This is a genomic window from Sphingobacterium spiritivorum, from assembly GCF_016724845.1.
GTDB classification, from domain to species: domain Bacteria; phylum Bacteroidota; class Bacteroidia; order Sphingobacteriales; family Sphingobacteriaceae; genus Sphingobacterium; species Sphingobacterium spiritivorum_A.
The window spans coordinates 3430897-3451064 of the sequence record NZ_CP068082.1 but is presented as its reverse complement, the minus strand read 5'-3'; the positions used below and the strand labels follow the sequence as shown (position 1 = coordinate 3451064).

At 41.2% G+C, this 20168-nt stretch carries 19 protein-coding genes and 1 riboswitch; of the genes, 6 read left to right on the top strand and 13 right to left on the bottom strand.

Translation table 11 applies throughout. From position 1 onward, the window contains the following. The first annotated feature begins 5 nt into the window (after window positions 1–5). The 3 genes from idi to I6J03_RS14615 are packed head-to-tail and all read left to right on the top strand — an operon-like array spanning window position 6 to window position 2179. On the top strand, window positions 6–539 hold the full coding sequence (idi, locus tag I6J03_RS14625; RefSeq protein WP_003005064.1) for an isopentenyl-diphosphate Delta-isomerase: 534 nt from the start codon (window positions 6–8) through the stop codon (window positions 537–539). Between the two features lie 4 nt (window positions 540–543). After that, on the top strand, window positions 544–1029 hold the full coding sequence (locus tag I6J03_RS14620) for a sterol desaturase family protein (protein WP_003005067.1): 486 nt from the start codon (window positions 544–546) through the stop codon (window positions 1027–1029). Then, complete coding sequence (locus I6J03_RS14615) at window positions 998–2179, top strand: lycopene cyclase family protein (RefSeq protein WP_003005068.1); 1182 nt, start codon at window positions 998–1000, stop codon at window positions 2177–2179. The genes I6J03_RS14620 and I6J03_RS14615 overlap by 32 nt, the downstream gene beginning before the upstream one ends. On the opposite strand, the gene I6J03_RS14610 is transcribed toward I6J03_RS14615, so the two are convergent. Next, on the bottom strand, window positions 2180–2833 hold the full coding sequence (locus I6J03_RS14610; protein ID WP_003005069.1) for a MarR family winged helix-turn-helix transcriptional regulator: 654 nt from the start codon (window positions 2831–2833) through the stop codon (window positions 2180–2182). A gap of 385 nt (window positions 2834–3218) precedes the next feature. Between I6J03_RS14610 and I6J03_RS14605 the strand changes: the two genes are divergently transcribed. The 3 genes from I6J03_RS14605 to I6J03_RS14595 all read left to right on the top strand — a co-directional run bounded on the left by I6J03_RS14605 (window position 3219) and on the right by I6J03_RS14595 (window position 5968). Then, on the top strand, window positions 3219–3815 hold the full coding sequence (locus tag I6J03_RS14605) for a Crp/Fnr family transcriptional regulator (protein WP_003005070.1): 597 nt from the start codon (window positions 3219–3221) through the stop codon (window positions 3813–3815). A gap of 134 nt (window positions 3816–3949) precedes the next feature. Continuing rightward, window positions 3950–4231, top strand: a complete 282-nt coding sequence (locus I6J03_RS14600) for a GNAT family N-acetyltransferase (RefSeq protein ID WP_003005071.1) — start codon at window positions 3950–3952, stop codon at window positions 4229–4231. A 332-nt stretch (window positions 4232–4563) separates the two neighbouring features. Next, window positions 4564–4631: riboswitch (Fluoride riboswitch) on the top strand. Between the two features lie 29 nt (window positions 4632–4660). Then, the gene (locus I6J03_RS14595; protein WP_198137090.1) at window positions 4661–5968 is read left to right on the top strand and encodes a voltage-gated chloride channel family protein; all 1308 of its coding nucleotides are present in this window, start codon (window positions 4661–4663) and stop codon (window positions 5966–5968) included. Window positions 5969–5982: 14 nt separating this feature from the next. Here I6J03_RS14595 and I6J03_RS14590 read toward each other — a convergent pair whose 3' ends face one another. From I6J03_RS14590 to I6J03_RS14535, 12 genes are all read right to left on the bottom strand, one after another. Then, the gene (locus tag I6J03_RS14590; protein ID WP_003005079.1) at window positions 5983–7707 is read right to left on the bottom strand and encodes an ATP-binding protein; all 1725 of its coding nucleotides are present in this window, start codon (window positions 7705–7707) and stop codon (window positions 5983–5985) included. A 37-nt stretch (window positions 7708–7744) separates the two neighbouring features. Beyond that, window positions 7745–8869 (bottom strand): sensor protein KdpD, encoded by a 1125-nt coding sequence (locus tag I6J03_RS14585; protein ID WP_003005081.1) that lies wholly within the window; start codon window positions 8867–8869, stop codon window positions 7745–7747. A 34-nt stretch (window positions 8870–8903) separates the two neighbouring features. Further along, a complete protein-coding gene (locus I6J03_RS14580) occupies window positions 8904–10004 on the bottom strand; it encodes a porin (RefSeq protein ID WP_201693767.1) in 1101 nt (366 codons plus the stop codon). 37 nt (window positions 10005–10041) lie between these two features. Then, the gene (locus I6J03_RS14575; RefSeq protein WP_003005085.1) at window positions 10042–10608 is read right to left on the bottom strand and encodes a K(+)-transporting ATPase subunit C; all 567 of its coding nucleotides are present in this window, start codon (window positions 10606–10608) and stop codon (window positions 10042–10044) included. Window positions 10609–10660: 52 nt separating this feature from the next. Continuing rightward, window positions 10661–12685 (bottom strand): potassium-transporting ATPase subunit KdpB, encoded by a 2025-nt coding sequence (gene kdpB / locus I6J03_RS14570; protein WP_003005088.1) that lies wholly within the window; start codon window positions 12683–12685, stop codon window positions 10661–10663. A 20-nt stretch (window positions 12686–12705) separates the two neighbouring features. Further along, entirely contained in the window at window positions 12706–14394 is a 1689-nt protein-coding gene (kdpA, locus tag I6J03_RS14565) for a potassium-transporting ATPase subunit KdpA (protein ID WP_003005091.1), read from the bottom strand. Window positions 14395–14452: 58 nt separating this feature from the next. Beyond that, window positions 14453–14530: a potassium-transporting ATPase subunit F gene (locus I6J03_RS22930; RefSeq protein WP_115172024.1), complete on the bottom strand. Its 78-nt coding sequence runs from the start codon at window positions 14528–14530 to the stop codon at window positions 14453–14455. Between the two features lies 1 nt (window position 14531). After that, window positions 14532–14864 (bottom strand): DUF7674 family protein, encoded by a 333-nt coding sequence (locus I6J03_RS14555; RefSeq protein ID WP_003005096.1) that lies wholly within the window; start codon window positions 14862–14864, stop codon window positions 14532–14534. Between the two features lie 251 nt (window positions 14865–15115). Continuing rightward, a complete protein-coding gene (locus I6J03_RS14550; RefSeq protein WP_002999379.1) occupies window positions 15116–15478 on the bottom strand; it encodes a DUF7674 family protein in 363 nt (120 codons plus the stop codon). Between the two features lie 309 nt (window positions 15479–15787). Continuing rightward, window positions 15788–17134: a sigma-54-dependent transcriptional regulator gene (locus I6J03_RS14545; RefSeq protein WP_003005100.1), complete on the bottom strand. Its 1347-nt coding sequence runs from the start codon at window positions 17132–17134 to the stop codon at window positions 15788–15790. Window positions 17135–17182: 48 nt separating this feature from the next. Next, on the bottom strand, window positions 17183–19021 hold the full coding sequence (locus tag I6J03_RS14540) for a UbiD family decarboxylase (RefSeq protein WP_003005103.1): 1839 nt from the start codon (window positions 19019–19021) through the stop codon (window positions 17183–17185). An 88-nt stretch (window positions 19022–19109) separates the two neighbouring features. After that, complete coding sequence (locus I6J03_RS14535; RefSeq protein ID WP_003005106.1) at window positions 19110–19982, bottom strand: Rossmann-fold NAD(P)-binding domain-containing protein; 873 nt, start codon at window positions 19980–19982, stop codon at window positions 19110–19112. Window positions 19983–20168: the final 186 nt, after the last annotated feature.

Here is a 20168-nt window from a genome sequence, read left to right as displayed (position 1 = left end):
GAATCATGATAACACCTATAGAACAAGAACTCATAACGGTCAATGACAACGATGAAAAAACAGGAACAACATCCAAATCTGAAGCACATCGTCTGGGAATATTGCATCGTGCTTTTTCGGTATTAATCTTTGACACAGAAGGAAAAATGCTCTTACAGAAAAGAGCAGATCAAAAATATCATAGCGGGGGGCTGTGGACAAATGCATGCTGCAGTCATCCACGTCCGGACGAAACAACGATAGAGGCTGCACACCGAAGACTTCAGGAAGAAATGGGGTTCGACTGCCCCTTATCTTACATTTACAAATTCAAATATTTCGCAAATCTGGATAATGATATGATCGAACATGAAATGGATCATATTTTTGTTGGCACCTACAGCGGTAATATAATTCCTGATCCCGACGAAGTATCTTCCTTCACCTACCTGACTCTGGATGATATTTCTTCCCGTATACAACAGGAACCTCAATCGTTTACAATCTGGTTCAAAATTATTTTCCAGCATTATATGGATCACTTAAATACTAAATCTTAACATCATGCACTGGATCCTGGGTATTCTTATTACACTCTTTACATTCTGTCTAATGGAAGTCATTACCTGGCTGACACATCGCTATGTAATGCACGGTTTCTTATGGTTCCTCCACAAAGACCATCACCAGACGACTCCCGGAGCATTAGAAAAGAATGACTGGTTTGCGGTCATCTTTGCCGTCCCATGTATTATCCTTTTTGAACGCGGAAATTCAACCGATACTCCATGGCTGAGTTATGTAGCTGCAGGAATTCTATTATACGGGATTGCTTACTTTCTTGTACATGATATTATTATCCATCAACGTATCAAATGGCTCAGAAATTCCAAAAACAGTTATATAAGAGCGATGAGATGGGGACACAAGATGCATCATAAGCACTTAAATGCTGATCCCGGTGAGTCATTTGGATTTTTGTGGGTAGAAAAAAAGTATAGAAATAAGATCAAGGCAGATGATGAAAGAAACCGAAGCCCACAAAAATAGCTTTGATTATATTGTGATAGGTGCCGGTCTGTCCGGCCTTAGTCTTGTCACAGCACTAAAGGATTACCTCATTTCCACAGGTAAAAGATTATTACTGATAGACCGCAGCTTTGAGGAGTACGCCAACAGAACATGGTCATTCTGGGAGGAACATCATGGTAATTTTGATTTTTTATGCCATACACGCTGGCAAAAGCTAAGATTGTATACGGATGAAAAACAGATTATCAGCCCTACAAATCCCTTTACATATAAGTCTGTATCTTCAGAAGATTTCAGATCCTATTGTTTTAATATCATTCAGTCCCATCCTCAAATCACGATGCACACGGATGATGTAACCGACATTACCCAATCTACAGGGGAGGAGCTTATTGTAATGACAAAATCCGGCAGATTCATAACCAATTCTGTATTTGACAGCCGATTTGATCCGGATATGCTGAAGCATTCAAATGCCAATACACTCTGGCAACAATTTCAGGGTTATTTTGTTAAAACTGATTTCGCAGCTTTCGACAAGGAGGTAGCAGATATTATGGATTTCAGAGCCGAACAAAAGAATCATGTTGCTTTTTTTTATACATTACCTTCCGATACGAATAAAGCTCTGATAGAATACACCTTATTTACACCGATCTTACAACCCCCTGAGTATTTTGAAAGAAATTTAAGACAATATCTGGATCAGCACATTGGTCGTAATCACTATGAAATAACGAAAACGGAAGAAGGCAAAATCCCGATGACTTCATATCGTTTTCCCAGACGTAAGGGAAATATTATATATCTCGGTACTGCAGCAGGATGTAGCAAGGCTTCTACTGGGTATACTTTTTACTTTATACAGAAACAGATCGGGCAGATACTTAACCATCTCAAAAATGAAACCTTAGATCAGTACGCTTCATCTCCAACGTTTGACAGGTTCCATTTTTATGACCGGATCTTATTACGTATCCTAAAAGATCAGCCTGAAAAAGGCCATCGTATTTTATTCAGTATGTTTCAGCGAAATGATGCCGCCCGGGTTTTTCGCTTTCTTAATAACGACACTTCTCTCCTGGAAGAATTAAGACTTTTCGTCAAGTTACCGATTTTCCTTTTTTCACTATATGCTCTTAAAGAACTTTTTGGAGTAAAAGCATAGTTACTTTTCTTTGTGGAGATAATCTTCAAGCTCCTGCTTGTCTTTATGTCCGTACTGATCATGGTGATAATGGTCCAGTTTGGCCAGAAGATAGATCAGCAACTGGCGTTCTGTTTGATTGAGATTTCCGGACACGACATTTCCCACCATTCTCATTTTAGGCAGCATATCAATAAGTACTTTCCGCCCCATAGGAGAAATCGAAATCGGTTTGGATCGCTTGTCACCGGATCGTTCGGCCTCCATGATCATTCCCATCCGCATCAATCTCTTGATCACTTCATTACCGGAGGCTTTTTCCATAATATTCTTACGGATCAATTCCGATTGCGGTAATTTGTCATAAGTGAACAGAACCATCAGATAGGTGAATTCTTCAGGAGTCTGCAAGGGCGTACCCGCAAATGCTATTTTTATATAATTTTTGGCATATCTGTATAACATGACCAATAGTTTTCCGATATCTTCAGCCGGCATATCCCGCTCCATAATGGGCACATAGTCCCCGCCCACCTGTCGGGTGACGGTATTTTGAGAAAGACGGTTCACATGTACAAAAGATGCAAATCCTTCATATGTAAGATCTTCAGGATATTGTGCACAATATTCATCCAGTTGATCGATGACCTGAATCAACAAGTTCTTAGGTATCATAGACATTATTTGCTAAATTATAGTACTCAAAATTAAATAATAATAGATTGTAAACATACTTTTATTTTTTTAAATCTTTCTAGTGTATACCATTCATTAAAACAACAGATCAACAGAAAACAAGTAACTGAAAACAAACACCTTAAAAACAAATCAACATCAACACAGATTTAAAACAAAAAATAAAAATCAAATATTCATATAAAAAAATAAAATCAATTTTAAGTATAACTTATCTAGCCCTGTAACATTTAGTTTTTAAACAGACTATATTGATACATAAATATATACATCTGTTTATGCATACATTTTTCACTAAACTCGTATCAGGTTCGTTAAGATCTAAAAAAATGGCTAAGTTTAAACCATAAACATCTATTGACGCATGAACAATTTTTCCTTTGTAAGCTACCTGACTTCTAACATTGAAATAGATACAGAAAGTGTCGAACAACTGGTATCCCATTGCCGCACTGTAGCCGTTAAAAAAGGGAATTATCTTCTTCGGGAAGGTGAGGTTGGTAAATACACCTATTTTGTCGAACAGGGACTACTCAAACAATATTCCATAGATGAAAAAGGCAAAGAGCATATCCTTCAGTTTGCCCCGGAAAATTGGTTTGTATCGGACAGAGGAAGTGTATATTTCGGTCTTCCATCCCATTATTATATTCAGGCACTTGAAGATAGTAAAGTCATGCTGATAGAAGAAGAATTTATTATAAAGCTTTCACAGGATAACCCCTCATTTCTGGAATTTAACAATAAGAATCTGCATAATCATATCCGTCATTTACAAAAGAGGATCACACTGTTACTTAGCGCTACTGCAGAGGAAAGGTATCTTGATTTTATCAAAATATATCCAAGCCTAACCCTTCGAGTTCCACAGACGCTCATTGCTTCCTACCTAGGAATAACGCCTGAAAGTCTGAGTCGCGTACGGAAAGATCTGGCTACGCGAAATTTCAAACCTTTGTGATTTTCTTATCATGCCTCAATGTTTACTTCTTCCTGAAGCAATAGCTTTGTCCTACAAAACAAAACCAAAAACTGATGGTTGTTATCAGTAGTTGGTTTGCAATACAGATCAGTAACTTATAAAAACATAAAAAAATGGAAATCAAACACGTACAGGAAGGACAAAAAGGATACTTTTCAATGATGGATCAGGATATCGAAGCAGGACGAATCACTTATACCTATGCGGGAGAAACCAAAATCATTATTGATCATACAGATGTAAGCGATGAATACAGAGGACAATCTATTGGAAAAAAGATTGTGTTGGAAATAGTTGATTTTGCCCGTACCAACCATATCAAAATATTACCCTTGTGTCCTTTTGCCAAATCGGTATTTGACAAGTCACCGGAGATCAAAGACGTATTGTTTTAATACAGAACGGTTAGATAACAGTTGGCGGGGACGCCAACTGACGCAGGAGTTGTTATGCCGTATTTGTATCAGTATGGATTACACATTTGATGCTGTCCTAAGCAGCAAATTTGAAGCAAAGACTCTTTCACTGTCTATTATACCAAAGTAACCGGACTTGCTGAAAGGGAGAGAAAACTAGCATGAAAAGCCTTTTTCTCTCCTTTTTAAGGAGATATCCTGATTTTATCGGGAGAGAGGTTAGTCTGCAGGTACTATACCATCTTATCACCGATAAAAACAATTAGATATCTTGTATTCCTGAAAGATAGTTCTTAGATTTGCTCACAGACAATTAAAAAGGAAATGGTGTTCTTCCTTAACCAAACCGCTTTAGTAAGCTGATGACGCCTGATTGATAAATGTTAAACTATTTAATCAGGAATAATTATGCTTACGAAACAACCAAAATCCATTCGTCAAAAAACTCAGATCCGGACCCGATTATTCTTTCGGAACTATCCAACAATGCCTTATATTCTTAAATGGGTATTTATCAGCCTTATTCTGGGGATATGTATAGGATCCGCTTCCGCAGGTTTTCTTATTTCACTGGAATGGGTGACCAATTATCGGGAGGAGCACAAATGGATCATCGCCCTGCTTCCTGTGGGTGGCTTGTCTGTAGGATTACTGTACTATTATTGGGGTAAAGATGTAGAAGCCGGTAACAATCTGTTGATTGACACTATTCATACACCGGAACAAACTATCCCGTTTAAAATGGCTCCTTTTGTCTATTTAGGCACCATTATTACACATTTATTCGGTGGGTCAGCAGGCAGGGAAGGCACAGCGCTGCAAATGGCAGGAGCCATTGCGGATCAGTTCAGCAAACGATTCAGACTCAACTCCGAAGAACGAAAAATATTAATTATTGCAGCCGTTGCAGCAGGGTTTGGTTCCGTATTCGGCACTCCCCTTGCCGGAGCAATATTCGGAATGGAATTTTTCCTTATCGGACGGCTTCGCTATAATGCTATCTTTCCTGCATTTGCTTCTGCGATCTGTGCAGATCTTATTACTAAACTGTGGAATGCACATCATACCCACTACCATATAGACATCGTTCCGGATCTTTCGTTCTGGCACATTACATTAGCCATATTTGCCGGAATTCTTTTCGGGCTATGTGCAACCGTATTCAGTCGGACATTGAAGCGAACGGCCCAGCTCTTCAAATCTTATATCAGTTACCCGCCATTACGCCCTTTTACCGGAGGGATAATAGTCGCCGCAGCAGTCTGGTGTATCGGTACTACAGCCTATATAGGACTTGGCATCCCGGGCATAGAAGCCTCTTTTCAGCAAACAGCTCAACCCTATGATTTCGCATTGAAAATGGCTTTTACGATCCTCACCTTAGCTGCAGGATTCAAAGGAGGTGAAGTCACGCCACTCTTCTTTATCGGAGCAACTTTGGGAAGTGCTTTATCTTTATTTATTCCGCTGCCCTTAGGTTTATTAGCCGGAATGGGATTTGTTGCTGTATTTTCCGGTGCCACCAATACGCCACTGGCCTGCAGTATTATGGGAATAGAACTGTTCGGCGCTGAGGCTGCAGTATATATCGCCATTGCCTGTATACTGGCCTACCTGTTTTCCGGAAACACAAGTATTTACGGAAAACAGATGATTGGTGAACCTAAAAACAAAAGATTCTCTGCGCTGACAGGAAGACGGATTAATGATCTGTGACACCTGCTGACAAACTAACTTTCGACAGGAAACGAGAAATAGAATGTGCTTCCTAAACCCGGCTTACTCTCCACACCTATTTTCCCAGCTTGATTTTCTATAAAATCCTTGCTGATAGCCAGCCCTAGTCCTGTACCCGATTTGGCACTTCCCGGAATCTGAAAGTAACGTTCAAATATACGCTCCTGATATCTGGAATCAATTCCGCGACCAAAATCCTGTACAGCAAAGACCAACCTGTCCTGCTCTCTGTATAGTGAAACAATGATTTCGTTATGGTCCGAAGAATAGCGAATAGCATTGGTAATAAAATTAGTCAGCACCCATGCCGTTTTTTCGGCATCTGCCTGTATAAAAGGAAGATCAGGCTGCACCTGCTGTATAATTGACAATCCTTTCTGTTCTGCCGGAATACGTGTCGTATCTACCGCATATTTCAGAATTTCCAAAGGGTCATTCGCCTGCATATTCAACTGAATATTGCCTGTTTCAACCTGAGACATATTTAACAGTTCGGACGTAATCTTCAGCAATCGTTCGCTATCATCTCCGATACTTTCCAGTAATTGCTGCTGTTCATTTGTCAGCGTACCGGTACGTTCATGTGCCAGAATATTAAGGCTCATTTTGATAGAAGAAATAGGCGTTTTGAGCTCATGTGAAACAGTAGCAATAAAATTGGTCTTTGCAAAATCAAGCTCTTTAAAAGGAGTAATATTCTTCAGCATAATGACATAGCCGATCAGCTCTGAATTCTGTTCTCCTGTCGGAACAACATTTATATCAATGATTTCCTTTTCGAAGTATTGTTGTTTTCCGTCAGCAGCTATTTTGACCGGTTCGGCAGAACCCTGTCCCGGATTCATCATATCTCTGATCAACAGTCTTACAAGATCATTACTCACAGCAATATCCTGTATTTGCCTGCCTTGTATAGTAGTCAAGTCCAGTCCTGTAACCTTTAGAGCCTCATGATTGGCAAATAATATTTTTTTCTGTTCATCAATCCCAATGACAGGATCGTGCATATTATTAATAAGTGTTTCGATTCTTGTTTTTTCTTTAAGGATAGTGGCAAGCTTACTGTTTGAATATTCCTCCAGTTTCTGCGCCATGGTATTGAAAGATCTGGCCAGCTCACCGAATTCGCTATGCCCTTCGAAGTGTACCCGTTCGCTATAATTCTGAGCGGCTATCTGCCTGATACTACCGGTCAGTTCGCGTATAGGATCGGCAATATTGCCAGGCAAATTTACAAACAGGACAAAGGCAATCAGAAAACAAAGTGCTCCCGTCACGGATATCCAGATAATAGCAGAAGCTGCCGTTTCATTCGCAATATCACTTTTACGTCCTATAGCTTCCATATTTAAACGCATGACCTCTGCAATATCTTCGCGGATCAGGGCCTTAAGGTTAGCAGTTTGCGGATTTTTTTTCAATTCATCCAGATGAACTACAATTTGTTCCGTAGCTTCCTTCTCCCCTTTTTCAGTTTCATTAGCTCGCTGTAGCCGCAGGTTTTTCTCAAAATCCGTTAAAGCCTGCGGATCTGAATCCAGTTTATCCAACGCAAGCAACATATTGCGCCCATATTCCAATGTATTGTAATTGGCGAGCAGAATATTCTTGGTATCCTTCTTCAGGCTATTGACATAATAGGTGCTTACCCCAGCCAGCAACACAATCAGAAGAAATAAAACACCTACTCCAAACGTCAGTTTTTCTTTAGTTCTCATATCCTGTAAATATTTTCAGTCCCTGACATAACAGATGTCAAGATAAAATAATTAAATCAATATCTGCTGATGACAGTTTTTTTAACAACTCATTGAACACTCCTGTTGCCAGAATAATCCCAAATAAGGTCAACTTCGGCTTACCTATACAAACGGTTGTAATATTCATTTTACTCACCTGCTCCAGGATGGCACTGGGGACTTGTTTACTTTTCACCTGCAATACCTGTCCACCTAATTCAGTTGCTAATTTAAAATTATTGATCAGCAAACGCTGTTTATCCAAAGCGATTTTATCCACACTTTCCCGGGGAGTCTGCACATATAAGACATACCACTCTCCGCCATAATAGCTTGCCAGACGTGCAGTCTTCCGGATCACATTCTTTGCTTTCTTAGCATCACTCCCTATACATGCCAGAAAACGATCATGTCTGACCATCATTCCTTTATGCACCACATGGTCTACCTGTCTCACCACATGTCCCGCAACTTCTTTGAGCGCAAGCTGCCGAAGCTGAAGAATGTGGTCACTTTGAAAAAAATTATTCAATGCAGACTGTATCTTATCAGATGGATATATTTTACCTTCCTTCAGGCGTGCAATCAGATCCTCGGCTGTGAGATCTATGTTGACCACCTCATCCGCCAGCGCAATAATACGGTCGGGGATTCGCTCTCTCACCTCTATTCCGGTTATCGTCTTTATTTCTTCATTCAGACTTTCAATATGTTGTATATTGACTGCACTGATCACACTAATGCCGGCCTCCAGTATTTCCAACACGTCCTGCCAGCGTTTTTCATTCTTACTCCCTTCAATATTAGAATGTGCCAGTTCATCTACAATCACGACCTCCGGCTGAAGATTAATAACAGCCTGAACATCCAGTTCTTCGAGTTCCTTGCCTTTATAGAAAGAAGTACGTCGTGCAATGACTGGCAAACCTTTTAATTGTTCTACCGTTTCCACCCTGTTATGTGTTTCTACATAGCCGATCTTTACATCAATACCATTTCGCAGCAGCGAATGTGCCTCCTGCAACATTCGGTAAGTCTTACCTACACCGGCACTCATACCGATGTAGATCTTAAACTTCCCTTGTTTTGATTTCCTGATCAGAGAGAGAAAATGTTCTGCATTCTTTCTTTCATTTTCCATGTCCGGTAGTTGATATACTTTATTGCAAAATATGTTAAAAACTAATAGCCAAAGCAGTGGTTGCCGTAAAGCTATTGTCTGTCAGACGCTGATTCCGGTCTGTAAAAACAGCATCTTTACTGTTCAGATTTCTGAGCTCCGTACGCCAGATCACATTAGACAGGATATGATAATCTATATTGACAGAATAGCCAAAGGTCTGAAATCCATGTGGGGAATCCGAAGCAATGATTACACCTTTCTTATCCTGATAATATTCACCTCTTGCTGTCAGACTTACCTTATCTGATGCAGCATAACGCGCGAGCAAGACAGGAGTATACCACACATCATAATCCTTTGATCCTTTCTTCTGCTGTTGAGCACCTATATCAAATCCGGCAGTCAGCCCCAATCGTTCGCTGACCTGATAGATAGCATATAGATTATGAAAATAACGCATCTGCCGTATGCTGTCAGCCTGATCACTTCCGACAAATGAACCGCTATTCAAAGTTAACCTCTCCGTAGGTTTGAACGTCAGCTGATGTCCGAAAGAGAGCGTGTTATTTCCGTCAACCCGTCTGATCCGCTGCCATCCGTTCAGGACAAGCGCACTCATCATCCACCGTCCGTCTGTTGTAGTATACGTAATCTTCGCTCCTGTTTCAAAGTAAGGAGAATTCTCGGCAAAGAGACTTCTAGTCAATGCCCAGTTGTCTTTGCCTACTGCACTTTCAAAGCCCAGATGAGAAGGCATTATACCGGCATCTATCCACAGGTCATGCTTTGCAGAAAGCCTCACTCCCACATTAGCTTCATATACATTTTTCATAACATCATTTTCTGCAGCATAGTTTGCACTCATATACGTCCCGGCAGCCAATGCCAGATTGGAGCGTACACGATCTGCAGAATAAGAAGCTTTCACATAGGCCAGATTAAGATTGACCTCATTAGACCGGTTGTGACTATATAAAAACCCGGGTCGGGTATGATTATCAGGTCTGTTAAAATCCTGTGTATAGTAAACTTCCGCGTATCCCCCGAAACGCAGTGGGTTTGTTTGCGCATTAGCCTGTGCAAAGACCGTCTCACTTATCCCTGATAGACAAATACCCGTCAGCATAGCTATTAATTTTAGAGTTGTATTCATATGTTATAGATGTATTATGTCAGAACAGTTGGTACAGTTATTTTTTACTCAGTTGATCTAAAGCTATATTCAGCTTTAGAACATTGATTTTCTCCGGACCGAATAGTCCCCACAAAGGTTTTTCGGTCTGCTGATTCACCAACTGTTCCACTTCAGATAGCGCCAGATTTCTGACTGCAGCTATCCGCTGAATCTGTACTTTAGCTGCCTGTACAGACATATTCGGATCAAGACCACTTCCGCTTGCAGTAACCAGGTCTACCGGGATATCCGATTTTTTAATACCGGGATTGTGTTGCATAAAAGTATCTATACGCGCCTGGACAGCCTGCAGATATTCTTTATTAGATGGCCCCTTGTTGCTGGCTCCTGATCCGGAAGCATTATAATCAACAGCAGAAGGACGAGACCAGAAATACTGATCTTCCGTGAATGACTGGCCGATATTGCTGTAATAGGTGTGGCCATTATAGTTGATAATCTCGCCCTTACCCTGATTAGGACTGACCTGAGCAAAAGCCCAGATAAGTGCAGGATAAAGGACAGTGAATAGAATAAGTGTTCCTAAAGTCAGCTTAATCGCTGGTAGAATATGTGTTTTCATTATGATTAACTTTATCAATGTATTATGAAACGATGATGACAGAACCTCAATATTATATAAATAGTGATACAACCAGATCTATGAGTTTGATGGCTACGAAAGGAATAAGCACCCCGCCAAACCCATACAGAAACAGATTGCGTCGCAATAAGGCAGAGGCTCCGATAGGTTTATAAGTCACTCCTTTTAATGCCAACGGGATCAATACCGGAATAATGATTGCATTAAAGATTACAGCAGACAGAATAGCACTCTGAGGGCTTCCCAAATGCATAATATTCAGTCCCTGTAAGGCGGGAATAGCAGTGATAAACAATGCCGGAATAATCGCAAAATATTTGGCCACATCATTTGCAATAGAGAATGTCGTCAGTGTACCACGGGTCATCAGGAGTTGTTTACCGATCTCCACAACTTCAATCAGTTTGGTAGGATCATTATCCAGATCAACCATATTACCGGCTTCCTTAGCAGCCTGTGTTCCACTATTCATAGCTACACCAACATCTGCCTGCGCCAAAGCCGGAGCATCATTTGTACCGTCTCCCATCATGGCGACCAACCGTCCTTCAGCTTGTTCCTGTTTGATGTAATTCATCTTATCCTCAGGCTTAGCTTCAGCGATAAAATCATCCACGCCTGCTTTCTCTGCTATGAATTTTGCGGTAAGCGGATTATCACCGGTAACCATCACAGTCTTTATACCCATCTTTCTCAGCCGCTCAAAGCGCTCCTGTATTCCCGGTTTTATGATATCCTGCAATTCTATTACACCCATTACTTTTTCATTTTGGGATACGACAAGCGGTGTGCCTCCGTTACTGGAAATCTGTGTGACGCGTGCCTCAATTTCCTGAGGAAAGGTATGGCCGGCTTTCAGCACAATATTGCGGATCGCATCGGTAGAGCCTTTACGGATACGTGTATCTGTAAAATCCACACCCGAAGTCCGTGTTTCAGCAGTAAAATTGATATAATGCGGATCTTTTATCTGCAGTGTCAACGGATCCGGATTAGCCAGTTCAAGAATAGACTTTCCTTCAGGCGTATCATCGGCCATAGAGCTGAGAACCGCAGCCCGGATAAGTTGTTTCTCTTCTATTCCGTCTGCTGCATAGAACTGAGTAGCTTTCCGGTTACCGATCGTAATAGTCCCTGTTTTGTCTAGTAACAGGACATCAATATCTCCGGCAGTTTCTACCGCTTTACCCGATTTAGTGATGACATTTGCACGAAGTGCTCTGTCCATTCCGGCTATACCGATAGCGGATAATAGTCCTCCGATGGTAGTGGGAATAAGACACACAAACAGGGCAATAAAAGAAGCTATAGTGATAGATACGTTTGCATAATCTGCAAAAGGTTTCAATGTCACCGTTACAATAATAAATACAAGTGTGAATCCTGCAAGCAATATAGTCAGTGCAATTTCATTCGGTGTCTTCTGGCGACTTGCACCTTCTACCAAAGCGATCATTTTATCCAGAAAACTTTCTCCGGGCTGTGTAGTGACCTGTACTTTGATATGATCCGACAGGACTTTGGTTCCTCCGGTTACTGAGCTTTTATCACCACCAGCTTCCCGGATCACAGGAGCAGATTCTCCGGTGATAGCACTTTCATCAATAGTCGCAAGTCCTTCAATAATCTCCCCGTCGGTCGGAATCACGTCTCCGGCCACGCAGATAAAAATATCACCCTTTTTCAGTGAAGAAGAAGAGACAGTAGTTCCATTCTCCAGCTTTGCAGGAGTCTCCTCACGGGTTTTGCGAAGACTGTCCGCCTGTGCCTTTCCTCTTGCTTCAGCGATAGCTTCCGCAAAATTGGCAAACAAAAGCGTGAAAAATAAGACCACAAACACCGTTGCATTATATCCAAAACTACCCTGTGAACGGTCTCCGCTCAATGTCCAGGCCGTGACAACCAGCATCACCAGCGTACCGACTTCTACAGTGAACATCACCGGATTTCGAAACATAAGCTTAGGATTGAGCTTGACAAAAGATTGAGCAAAAGCTTCTTTTATCAGATCTTTTTGAAACAAAGATTTATTAGTTGAGTTCATATTGTTATTCATATTTATAAATGAGCCATAGCTTAGTTTAGTGAAAAATGTTCGGCGATAGGTCCCAGTGTCAATGCCGGAAAGAAAGCAAGGGCTGCGACAATAACGATTACCGCAAAAACCATCAGTCCGAATGTCGCAGTATCTGTTTTTAATGTTCCGGAACCCTCAGGAATATAATTTTTAGCGGCCAGCAGTCCTGCAATTGCTACAGGTCCTATAATTGGCAGGAAACGGCTCAGAATCAATACAAACCCGGTGCTGACATTCCACCACAACGTGTTGTCACCCAATCCTTCAAATCCACTACCGTTATTAGCGGCTGAAGACGTATATTCATAGAGCATTTCACTGAAACCGTGAAAACCCGGATTGTTCAATGTTGCTAATCCATAAGCAGGAAATGCACTTGCAAGAGCTGTTCCCACCAGAATCAGGAAAGGATGCAAAAGCGCAATAATCATAGCGATCTTCATTTCACGGGCTTCGATTTTCTTACCCAGAAATTCCGGAGTCCTTCCGACCATCAGACCGCTGATAAACACACCCAGAATAATAAAAATAAAGAAGTTCAGCAGTCCCACTCCGTTTCCGCCGTAGAAGGCATTAATCATCATTGCCAACAATTCATTCATACCACTGAGAGGCATAGTACTGTCATGCATAGCATTGATAGATCCGGTAGAGATCACCGTGGTCGCAATACTCCAGTAACCGGAAGCAATGGCCCCAAACCGGGTTTCTTTTCCTTCCGTATTACCGGAAGAAATATCAATACCCATTCCGCTTATTACAGGGTTACCTTTTGCTTCCATTATAATATTCGGAATGACCAGCAGTAAGAATCCTACAGTCATAACCCCGAAAATCATCCAGGAAAGTTTTTTCCGTCGTATAAAATAGCCAAAGGCAAAGATCATCGCTAACGGAATGATCATCTGTGCAAACATCTCCGTGATATTGGTCAGATAATTCGGATTTTCAAACGGATGATTAGAATTGACACCAAAAAAACCACCTCCGTTAGTTCCCACATGTTTGATAGCAATAAAACCCGCAGCCGGACCAGTAGACACCTCTACTGTCTTACCTTCCAGCGTAGTCATACTATCTTTTCCGTTGAATGTCATTGGCGTACCGTTAAAGACCAGAATCAATGCCACGACAATCGATAGCGGAAGTAAAATACGCGTACAGGATTTAACAAAAAAGCTGTAGAAATTACCCAGTGTATCACTTCTCTTTTCGCGGAATGCTTTGAAAAGGACAACCCCGGCAGCCATACCTGTACCTGAGCTTACAAATTGCAGAAACATCAGCCAGAATTGACTCAGATAACTCACACCGGTCTCTCCCGAATAATGCTGAAGATTACAGTTGACGACAAAAGAGATAGTGGTATTAAAAGCCAGATGTGCTGACATATTGGGATTGTTATCCGGATTTAAGGGCAGCCACTGCTGTGTCATAAGGATAAGCATACCCACCAAAAACCAAAGCATATTAATGGTCAGCAATGCAGCCATATGCTGTTTCCAGTTCATTTCCTGATGCTGATCAATACCGCTGGTACGGAATATTAATCTCTCCAGCGGATTGAAAACAGGGTCAAGCCATGTTTTTTCATTTCCAAAAACTTTAGCGATATATTTTCCAAAAGGTATAGCTAGAATGACCGTCAGGGCAAACATAAAGACTATACCTAAAATTTCTGTGTTCATATTATTGTTTTAGATTATTTGTTGCTGCGTATAAGACATACAAACTGTAAATACTGACTTAAAATTTTTCTGGTTTGAGTAACACATAACAGATGTATACAAATACCAGAATCGAGATAATAAATAATGCGGCCATGTTAATTTTCAATTATTGTTTTCAAATACACCTGTCTCAGTTCTTTTGGAAAAAATGCCAGGTGTTTCTTCAGACTTTTTGGAGTTTCCTCATTTGCTATCAGGCTCAGAAACTCATTCTCAATAGCATTTTTATCGTGCAGCTTTCCGTTCAGATATAGAATATTGACAATCTGGGCGGCTTCAATAGCCAATGCCTGTTGGTCTTCATCACCCTGGATGTGCTGCAAAAAATAACCTGCCAGTGATTGTAAAGCGGTGTAATCATCACTGATCTGCTCATGGATGACCTGCGGAAGCCATTCACGGATTGTTTTAATAACTTTAGTTTCCATATCGCGAATGAATAATTAGATTTTATCAAAAAAATTGATGGATTTATAGAACAGCGCAAAACATATAATGCCTGCTATAATTAATAAGACTGTAAGCATGGGTAAGTGTAGATATTGATACATAAATCTGTAAGATGAACCGATCAGGATTATGTAAATAAAAAGATAGATCAACAGGCGGAAGGGTCTGACCTTGCTCCATCTGCCGACAATCTTTCTCTTATCCTGATAAGTACATACTGATTTCATGATTATAATGATGAAAGTTGACGGATATAAACTGAGCGCAATGAATAAGGGATCTTAGTCTCTACCGATTGCCATTCCTGCGGATTACAGATACGCTTCATCCCATTGAATGAGCGTACAAAGAGATTTTCAATAATCTCTTTGACTGCAGCATCACTTCTCCCGTAAAGCCATCCCATAAACATCATGCTCCAGCGCACACGAGGCAGATTATGATGCTGAAGCATATCTTTCATAAAAGTGACTACGATCTGAATAGCACCTGCGATATTCTCCCTCGAACTAAGTCTGTTGACTTCCTCACTGACTTCCGGGATCTCAGCCGAAATAAGAGGAAGCAGATCTGATTTGTGAATAATTTTCATCGGTATAAAATTTATATTTTATGTTATCTGATTTGAAATCCCCCATGCCAAAAGAGAGACCAATCGAATCATAAAAAACACAACTAACTGAAAATCAATAAAAACAAGAGGTTTAGCAAAAATTCAGACATAAAAAAGCCTATCAAAATGATAGGCTCATTATTAAAATGGAAGGGTTAATTTATTTCTTTCTTTACAGGAAGTATGCTGATCTTCTGTTATTACTGTCCCAGATCAGTAAGTATTTGAGAGCCCAACAGACGCTTCATAAATGGGTTATGTATTCCGGAACAGATTCACTGTTTACACCTATATACTGATTTTATACTCGTCTATTTTACGATAGAGCGTAGCAATACCGATTCCCATTAGCCGGGCAGCTTCAGCCTTATTTCCATGTGTATGGAGTAATACCTTTTGGATATGTGCCTGCTCCGCCAATGCCATAGAGAAAGGCGATTGTTGATGCAACTGTCTGTCTATTCTATTAAATTCATCCGGCAGACAGGTCATATCCAGCACATTTCCATCTGATACGATCACACTCCGTTCGATAATATTTTTCAATTCTCTGATATTGCCTTTCCACGAATAGTTCTTTAGCCCTGCTAAGTAATCCGGCGTACACGTCATCGTACTTAAATTGGCTTTAAGGGCATATATCTGTATATAATACTTCGCCAGTAATGCTATATCCTCTTGTCGCTCCCGCAAAGGAGGTAGCGTAATCGTAAATACAGACAGCCGATAGTAAAGATCGCTTCGGAAATGTTCTTTTGCAATCTCCTCTTCCAGATTACGATTAGTAGCAGCCAGTATCCGCACATCTACACGTGTAGGTTTGGTATCTCCGACTTTCAAAAACTCTCCGGATTCCAGCACACGCAACAGCTTTGCCTGTAAATCTACAGACATCTCTCCTATTTCATCCAGAAATATAGTGCCGGTATTTGCCTCTTCAAAAAGACCCTTTTTATCTTTGGTCGCACCTGTAAAAGATCCTTCTTTATGACCAAACAATTCGCTTTCCAGAATCTCTCTTCCAAATGCAGAACAGTTAATGGCTACAAAAGGCTTGTTCTTTCGGTTGCTCTCATAATGGATAGCCTGCGCAAATACTTCCTTTCCGGTCCCGGTCTCTCCCAGCAGCAAGACCGTCGTGTCCATAGGAGCTACTTTCTTTCCTAAAGACACCGCCTGTAATACAGCTTTGGATTTACCGATAATACTTTCAAAAGAATACTTCTTCTCAATCTTAAGCTCCAGTTGACGAACACGTTTTGCCAGAGACGCCTTATCATATGCCTTATTCAGCAAAGGAATGATCCGGTGATTATCATCCCCTTTAGTAATATAATCAAATGCACCGTTTTTGATCGCTTTCACCCCATCGGGGATATTACCATATGCAGTCAGCAGAATTACCTCTGCAAATGGCTGAACGGCTTTGATCTGCGGAATAAAACTTACGCCATCCCCATCCGGCAATTTGACATCGCACAGCACCACATCATAATCTGTTTTATTCAGTTGTTTGAGTGCAGGTTTGAGACTATCCACCTCAGTCACCTCATAGCCTTCACCTTCAAGCCCTATAATACGGGCAAGCAGTGTCCGTAATTTATGCTCGTCATCGATTAAGAGTACACGTTTCACAATTCTTAAATTTTAATGTTTTCCATATCCTTAACAGATATCTCCAATTTAAATAATACTGTACAGCGATCCCCCCTTTTCACCCAGTGCATCGACTCTGCGTTCTACCGCTTCATCCTTGATCAGTGCAGGAGCATGATGAGGTTTACTGCGGGCGTCAATAATAAACGGACCTTCACAGCCCCAATGCTTGAATCTGGTAAAACTGCGGATACCGTAAATATCATATGCAGGATTGCTCCTTGTGAAAGTTACCCACACAAAGTTATTGACTGTCTCTGCAGCGAAGCCGGCATCATCTGTCAACACGATCATCGGTATACCAGTCCAGTCCAGATGAGCGACCTGATTACACCATTCCTCTATAACGGATTGCTCCTGTTCATAATTTGTAAATGCATTTCCTTCCACCATCAGCACTCCCGGTATCGCCATACGTGCATGTTGAAAAGGTCTTGCCAGCTCAAATCCGGCAGGAAGCTCAGTAGCCAGCGTTCTTTTCTTTGTGCCGGCAGCGGCAAATACCACTTTAGACCCCGCATTCAGCCCATCTCCCGAATAATCCAGCGTATCAATCGTCGTATTCGTCTGAAAATGAATATCACGTGTAAGGTCTATACGCTCTAATATATGTCCGAAAAACTGAGGGATATTATGGATATCTAGCTTCGGATTATCTTCATAAGCAGAAATAAAAAGATATTTAGCAAGGCTCAATTGATTCTTTCCCAAAATCTGATTAGCAATAGTAAGGATTTCCTGCGGGCGATCCACTTGCTGGTAAGGTGTATACCGCTCGGAACCTATAGCAAACAGCAAAGGATGTACCCCTGCCGGATCCACAGCATTCACCGCATGCAATCCATTGATCTCCTGCGGAATTGCAGAACCGGTGATCTCATGGATCAAAGCTCCGAAACTTGTATCTTCCTGCGGAGGTCGCCCTACCACAGTAAACGACCAGATCGGATCTTTCTTGTGGTATACATTATGTACACGCATCAACGGAAAAGGATGTGTCAGACTATAATAACCAATGTGATCCCCGAACGGACCTTCAGGTTTGTTTTCATTAGGATATACAGTACCGGTGATGACAAAATCAGCATCAGCAGAGATACAAAAGCCTTCTTCATCATAGAAATATCGGAATCTTCTGTTACCCAAAGCACCGGCAAAAATCATCTCAGACAATCCTTCTGGAAGCGGCATTACGGCAGATAATGGATGAGAAGGAGGTCCGCCTACAAAAATACTTACTTTCAGAGGTATCCCCAGCTCATTTGCCTTGGTCTGATGTACGCCTATTCCCCTGTGCAACTGGTAATGCAATCCAATCTCCCTGTCTGGTATATACTCATTACCGGATAATTGTATGCGATACATACCCAGATTAGCATTCATAATACCGGGTTTGCTTACATCTTCGGTATATACCTGAGGCATCGTCACAAAAGCACCTCCATCCATTGGCCAGTTCACTATTTGTGGTAACTTGCTGATCTGCGTTTTACCAAACAGAATCGGAGCTCCGCTCTTGCGTTTCCAGGGGAGAGCACCCAGTGCAGTCATGGAGGAACCTACATATTGAAAAGGATTTTTAAGTACAGCAGCAGGATTCATTTTGACGTCCACAAGTTTTTTGAGGTGATCCAAAGAATCCCTGAACATAAACTTTGAGCGTTCCAGTGTACCGAAAAGATTAGAAACAGCCGGAAATTCAGAGCCCTTTATCCGTTCAAAAAATAAGGCCGGTCCTTCCTTGTCAAACACACGCATGTGAATAGCTGCCATCTCCAGATGAGGATCGACTTCTTCTTTTATTCGTATCAGGTGGCCATGTCTTTCCAGATCCAGCACGCATTCCGCTAAACTTTTATATCCCATAACTGTCGTATCTTGAAGATTACAAAAATAACAGAATATACCAAGTAAAGGCTTATTTCGACAGAATTATCAAAATAACAGTGACAGCTTAGCAATCCTGTTCGATCGCTTGTTCCAGCGGAGTGAGTTCCAGTGGCATCAACTGCTGCCAATGCTGATTATCGACAATATCCTCATAGCGGATAACCTGCCTGAATTCCTCAAAATCTTCCCCGTTGATATCATATAATTTTGTAAATATCGCTTTGACCAAAGGCTTGGGAAGTATCAGCGTTCGCGGAGGAGCCTGATCCGGACTAAAGCGTGCATAAAGATTAAAAAAGTCACGGAAGCTGACAACAGAAGGTCCTCCAAGCTCTATCACTTTATCTGTAAACACATCCATTTTCAGCATTTTTTGCAACCAACGGATTACGTCTAAAGCGGCAATGGGCTGAAAGCGGATTTTAGCAATCCGGCCGACGTAAGCCACCACTCTCTGTTGCTCCAGTACTTTGAATATATTATCCAGCATAGACCCCAGTCCTACCGCACAGTTATTCAATACAATTGTATATTGTATATGTTGTGCATTGAAAAGATCTATTATGGGACGAAGATGCTTTTTGTCCATCAGACGTGCTACATACGTAATACGCCAGCAACTCTGCCTTCTGACCAGTTCTATAAAATTACGCAGGGCTACCATTTCCAGTTTGATATTGACAGGATCATTTAAGGTCGGTACCTGAGCAAAATAAATGGCGGCATCCAGATGTTTGATCTGGAAATGATCATAATCCCCCGTTCTGCGTATCAGGTCTACAGGATACAATTGTGCTGTCACCGGCTCAGGAGTTCGGGAATAAAAGAGTTCCGTATTACGGGTTATAGCTGTCACACGCAGCTCTTGGTTAGCAAGATGTGCAGCAGCTCTCTTTCCCAGATAATTGTTCAATCCGCATATCAGCACTTCTTTCATTCCGATTTGAATTTGTTTAGTTGAATGTTCCTCAATCAGTTTTTGTTAAAGAAGGAACATCCGTAGGCTATTTATGTTTAGGAAAACTGTAAATGTTACAAAACTTCTTCAAAAACTACCCGTACAAAAAAAATGTCCGAATATTGTCAATTATAGCATAATTGAATTAAAACTGGCATATATAAC

Coding starts and splice junctions, on each gene's coding strand:
- idi (WP_003005064.1), top strand. CDS start 6: ATGATAACACCTATAGAACAAGAACTCATAACGGTCAATGACAACGAT.
- I6J03_RS14620 (WP_003005067.1), top strand. CDS start 544: ATGCACTGGATCCTGGGTATTCTTATTACACTCTTTACATTCTGTCTA.
- I6J03_RS14615 (WP_003005068.1), top strand. CDS start 998: ATGATGAAAGAAACCGAAGCCCACAAAAATAGCTTTGATTATATTGTG.
- I6J03_RS14610 (WP_003005069.1), bottom strand. CDS start 2,833: ATGATACCTAAGAACTTGTTGATTCAGGTCATCGATCAACTGGATGAA.
- I6J03_RS14605 (WP_003005070.1), top strand. CDS start 3,219: ATGAACAATTTTTCCTTTGTAAGCTACCTGACTTCTAACATTGAAATA.
- I6J03_RS14600 (WP_003005071.1), top strand. CDS start 3,950: ATGGAAATCAAACACGTACAGGAAGGACAAAAAGGATACTTTTCAATG.
- I6J03_RS14595 (WP_198137090.1), top strand. CDS start 4,661: ATGCTTACGAAACAACCAAAATCCATTCGTCAAAAAACTCAGATCCGG.
- I6J03_RS14590 (WP_003005079.1), bottom strand. CDS start 7,707: ATGAGAACTAAAGAAAAACTGACGTTTGGAGTAGGTGTTTTATTTCTT.
- I6J03_RS14585 (WP_003005081.1), bottom strand. CDS start 8,869: ATGGAAAATGAAAGAAAGAATGCAGAACATTTTCTCTCTCTGATCAGG.
- I6J03_RS14580 (WP_201693767.1), bottom strand. CDS start 10,004: ATGAATACAACTCTAAAATTAATAGCTATGCTGACGGGTATTTGTCTA.
- I6J03_RS14575 (WP_003005085.1), bottom strand. CDS start 10,608: ATGAAAACACATATTCTACCAGCGATTAAGCTGACTTTAGGAACACTT.
- kdpB (WP_003005088.1), bottom strand. CDS start 12,685: ATGAATAACAATATGAACTCAACTAATAAATCTTTGTTTCAAAAAGAT.
- kdpA (WP_003005091.1), bottom strand. CDS start 14,394: ATGAACACAGAAATTTTAGGTATAGTCTTTATGTTTGCCCTGACGGTC.
- I6J03_RS22930 (WP_115172024.1), bottom strand. CDS start 14,530: ATGGCCGCATTATTTATTATCTCGATTCTGGTATTTGTATACATCTGT.
- I6J03_RS14555 (WP_003005096.1), bottom strand. CDS start 14,864: ATGGAAACTAAAGTTATTAAAACAATCCGTGAATGGCTTCCGCAGGTC.
- I6J03_RS14550 (WP_002999379.1), bottom strand. CDS start 15,478: ATGAAAATTATTCACAAATCAGATCTGCTTCCTCTTATTTCGGCTGAG.
- I6J03_RS14540 (WP_003005103.1), bottom strand. CDS start 19,021: ATGGGATATAAAAGTTTAGCGGAATGCGTGCTGGATCTGGAAAGACAT.
- I6J03_RS14535 (WP_003005106.1), bottom strand. CDS start 19,982: ATGAAAGAAGTGCTGATATGCGGATTGAACAATTATCTGGGAAAGAGA.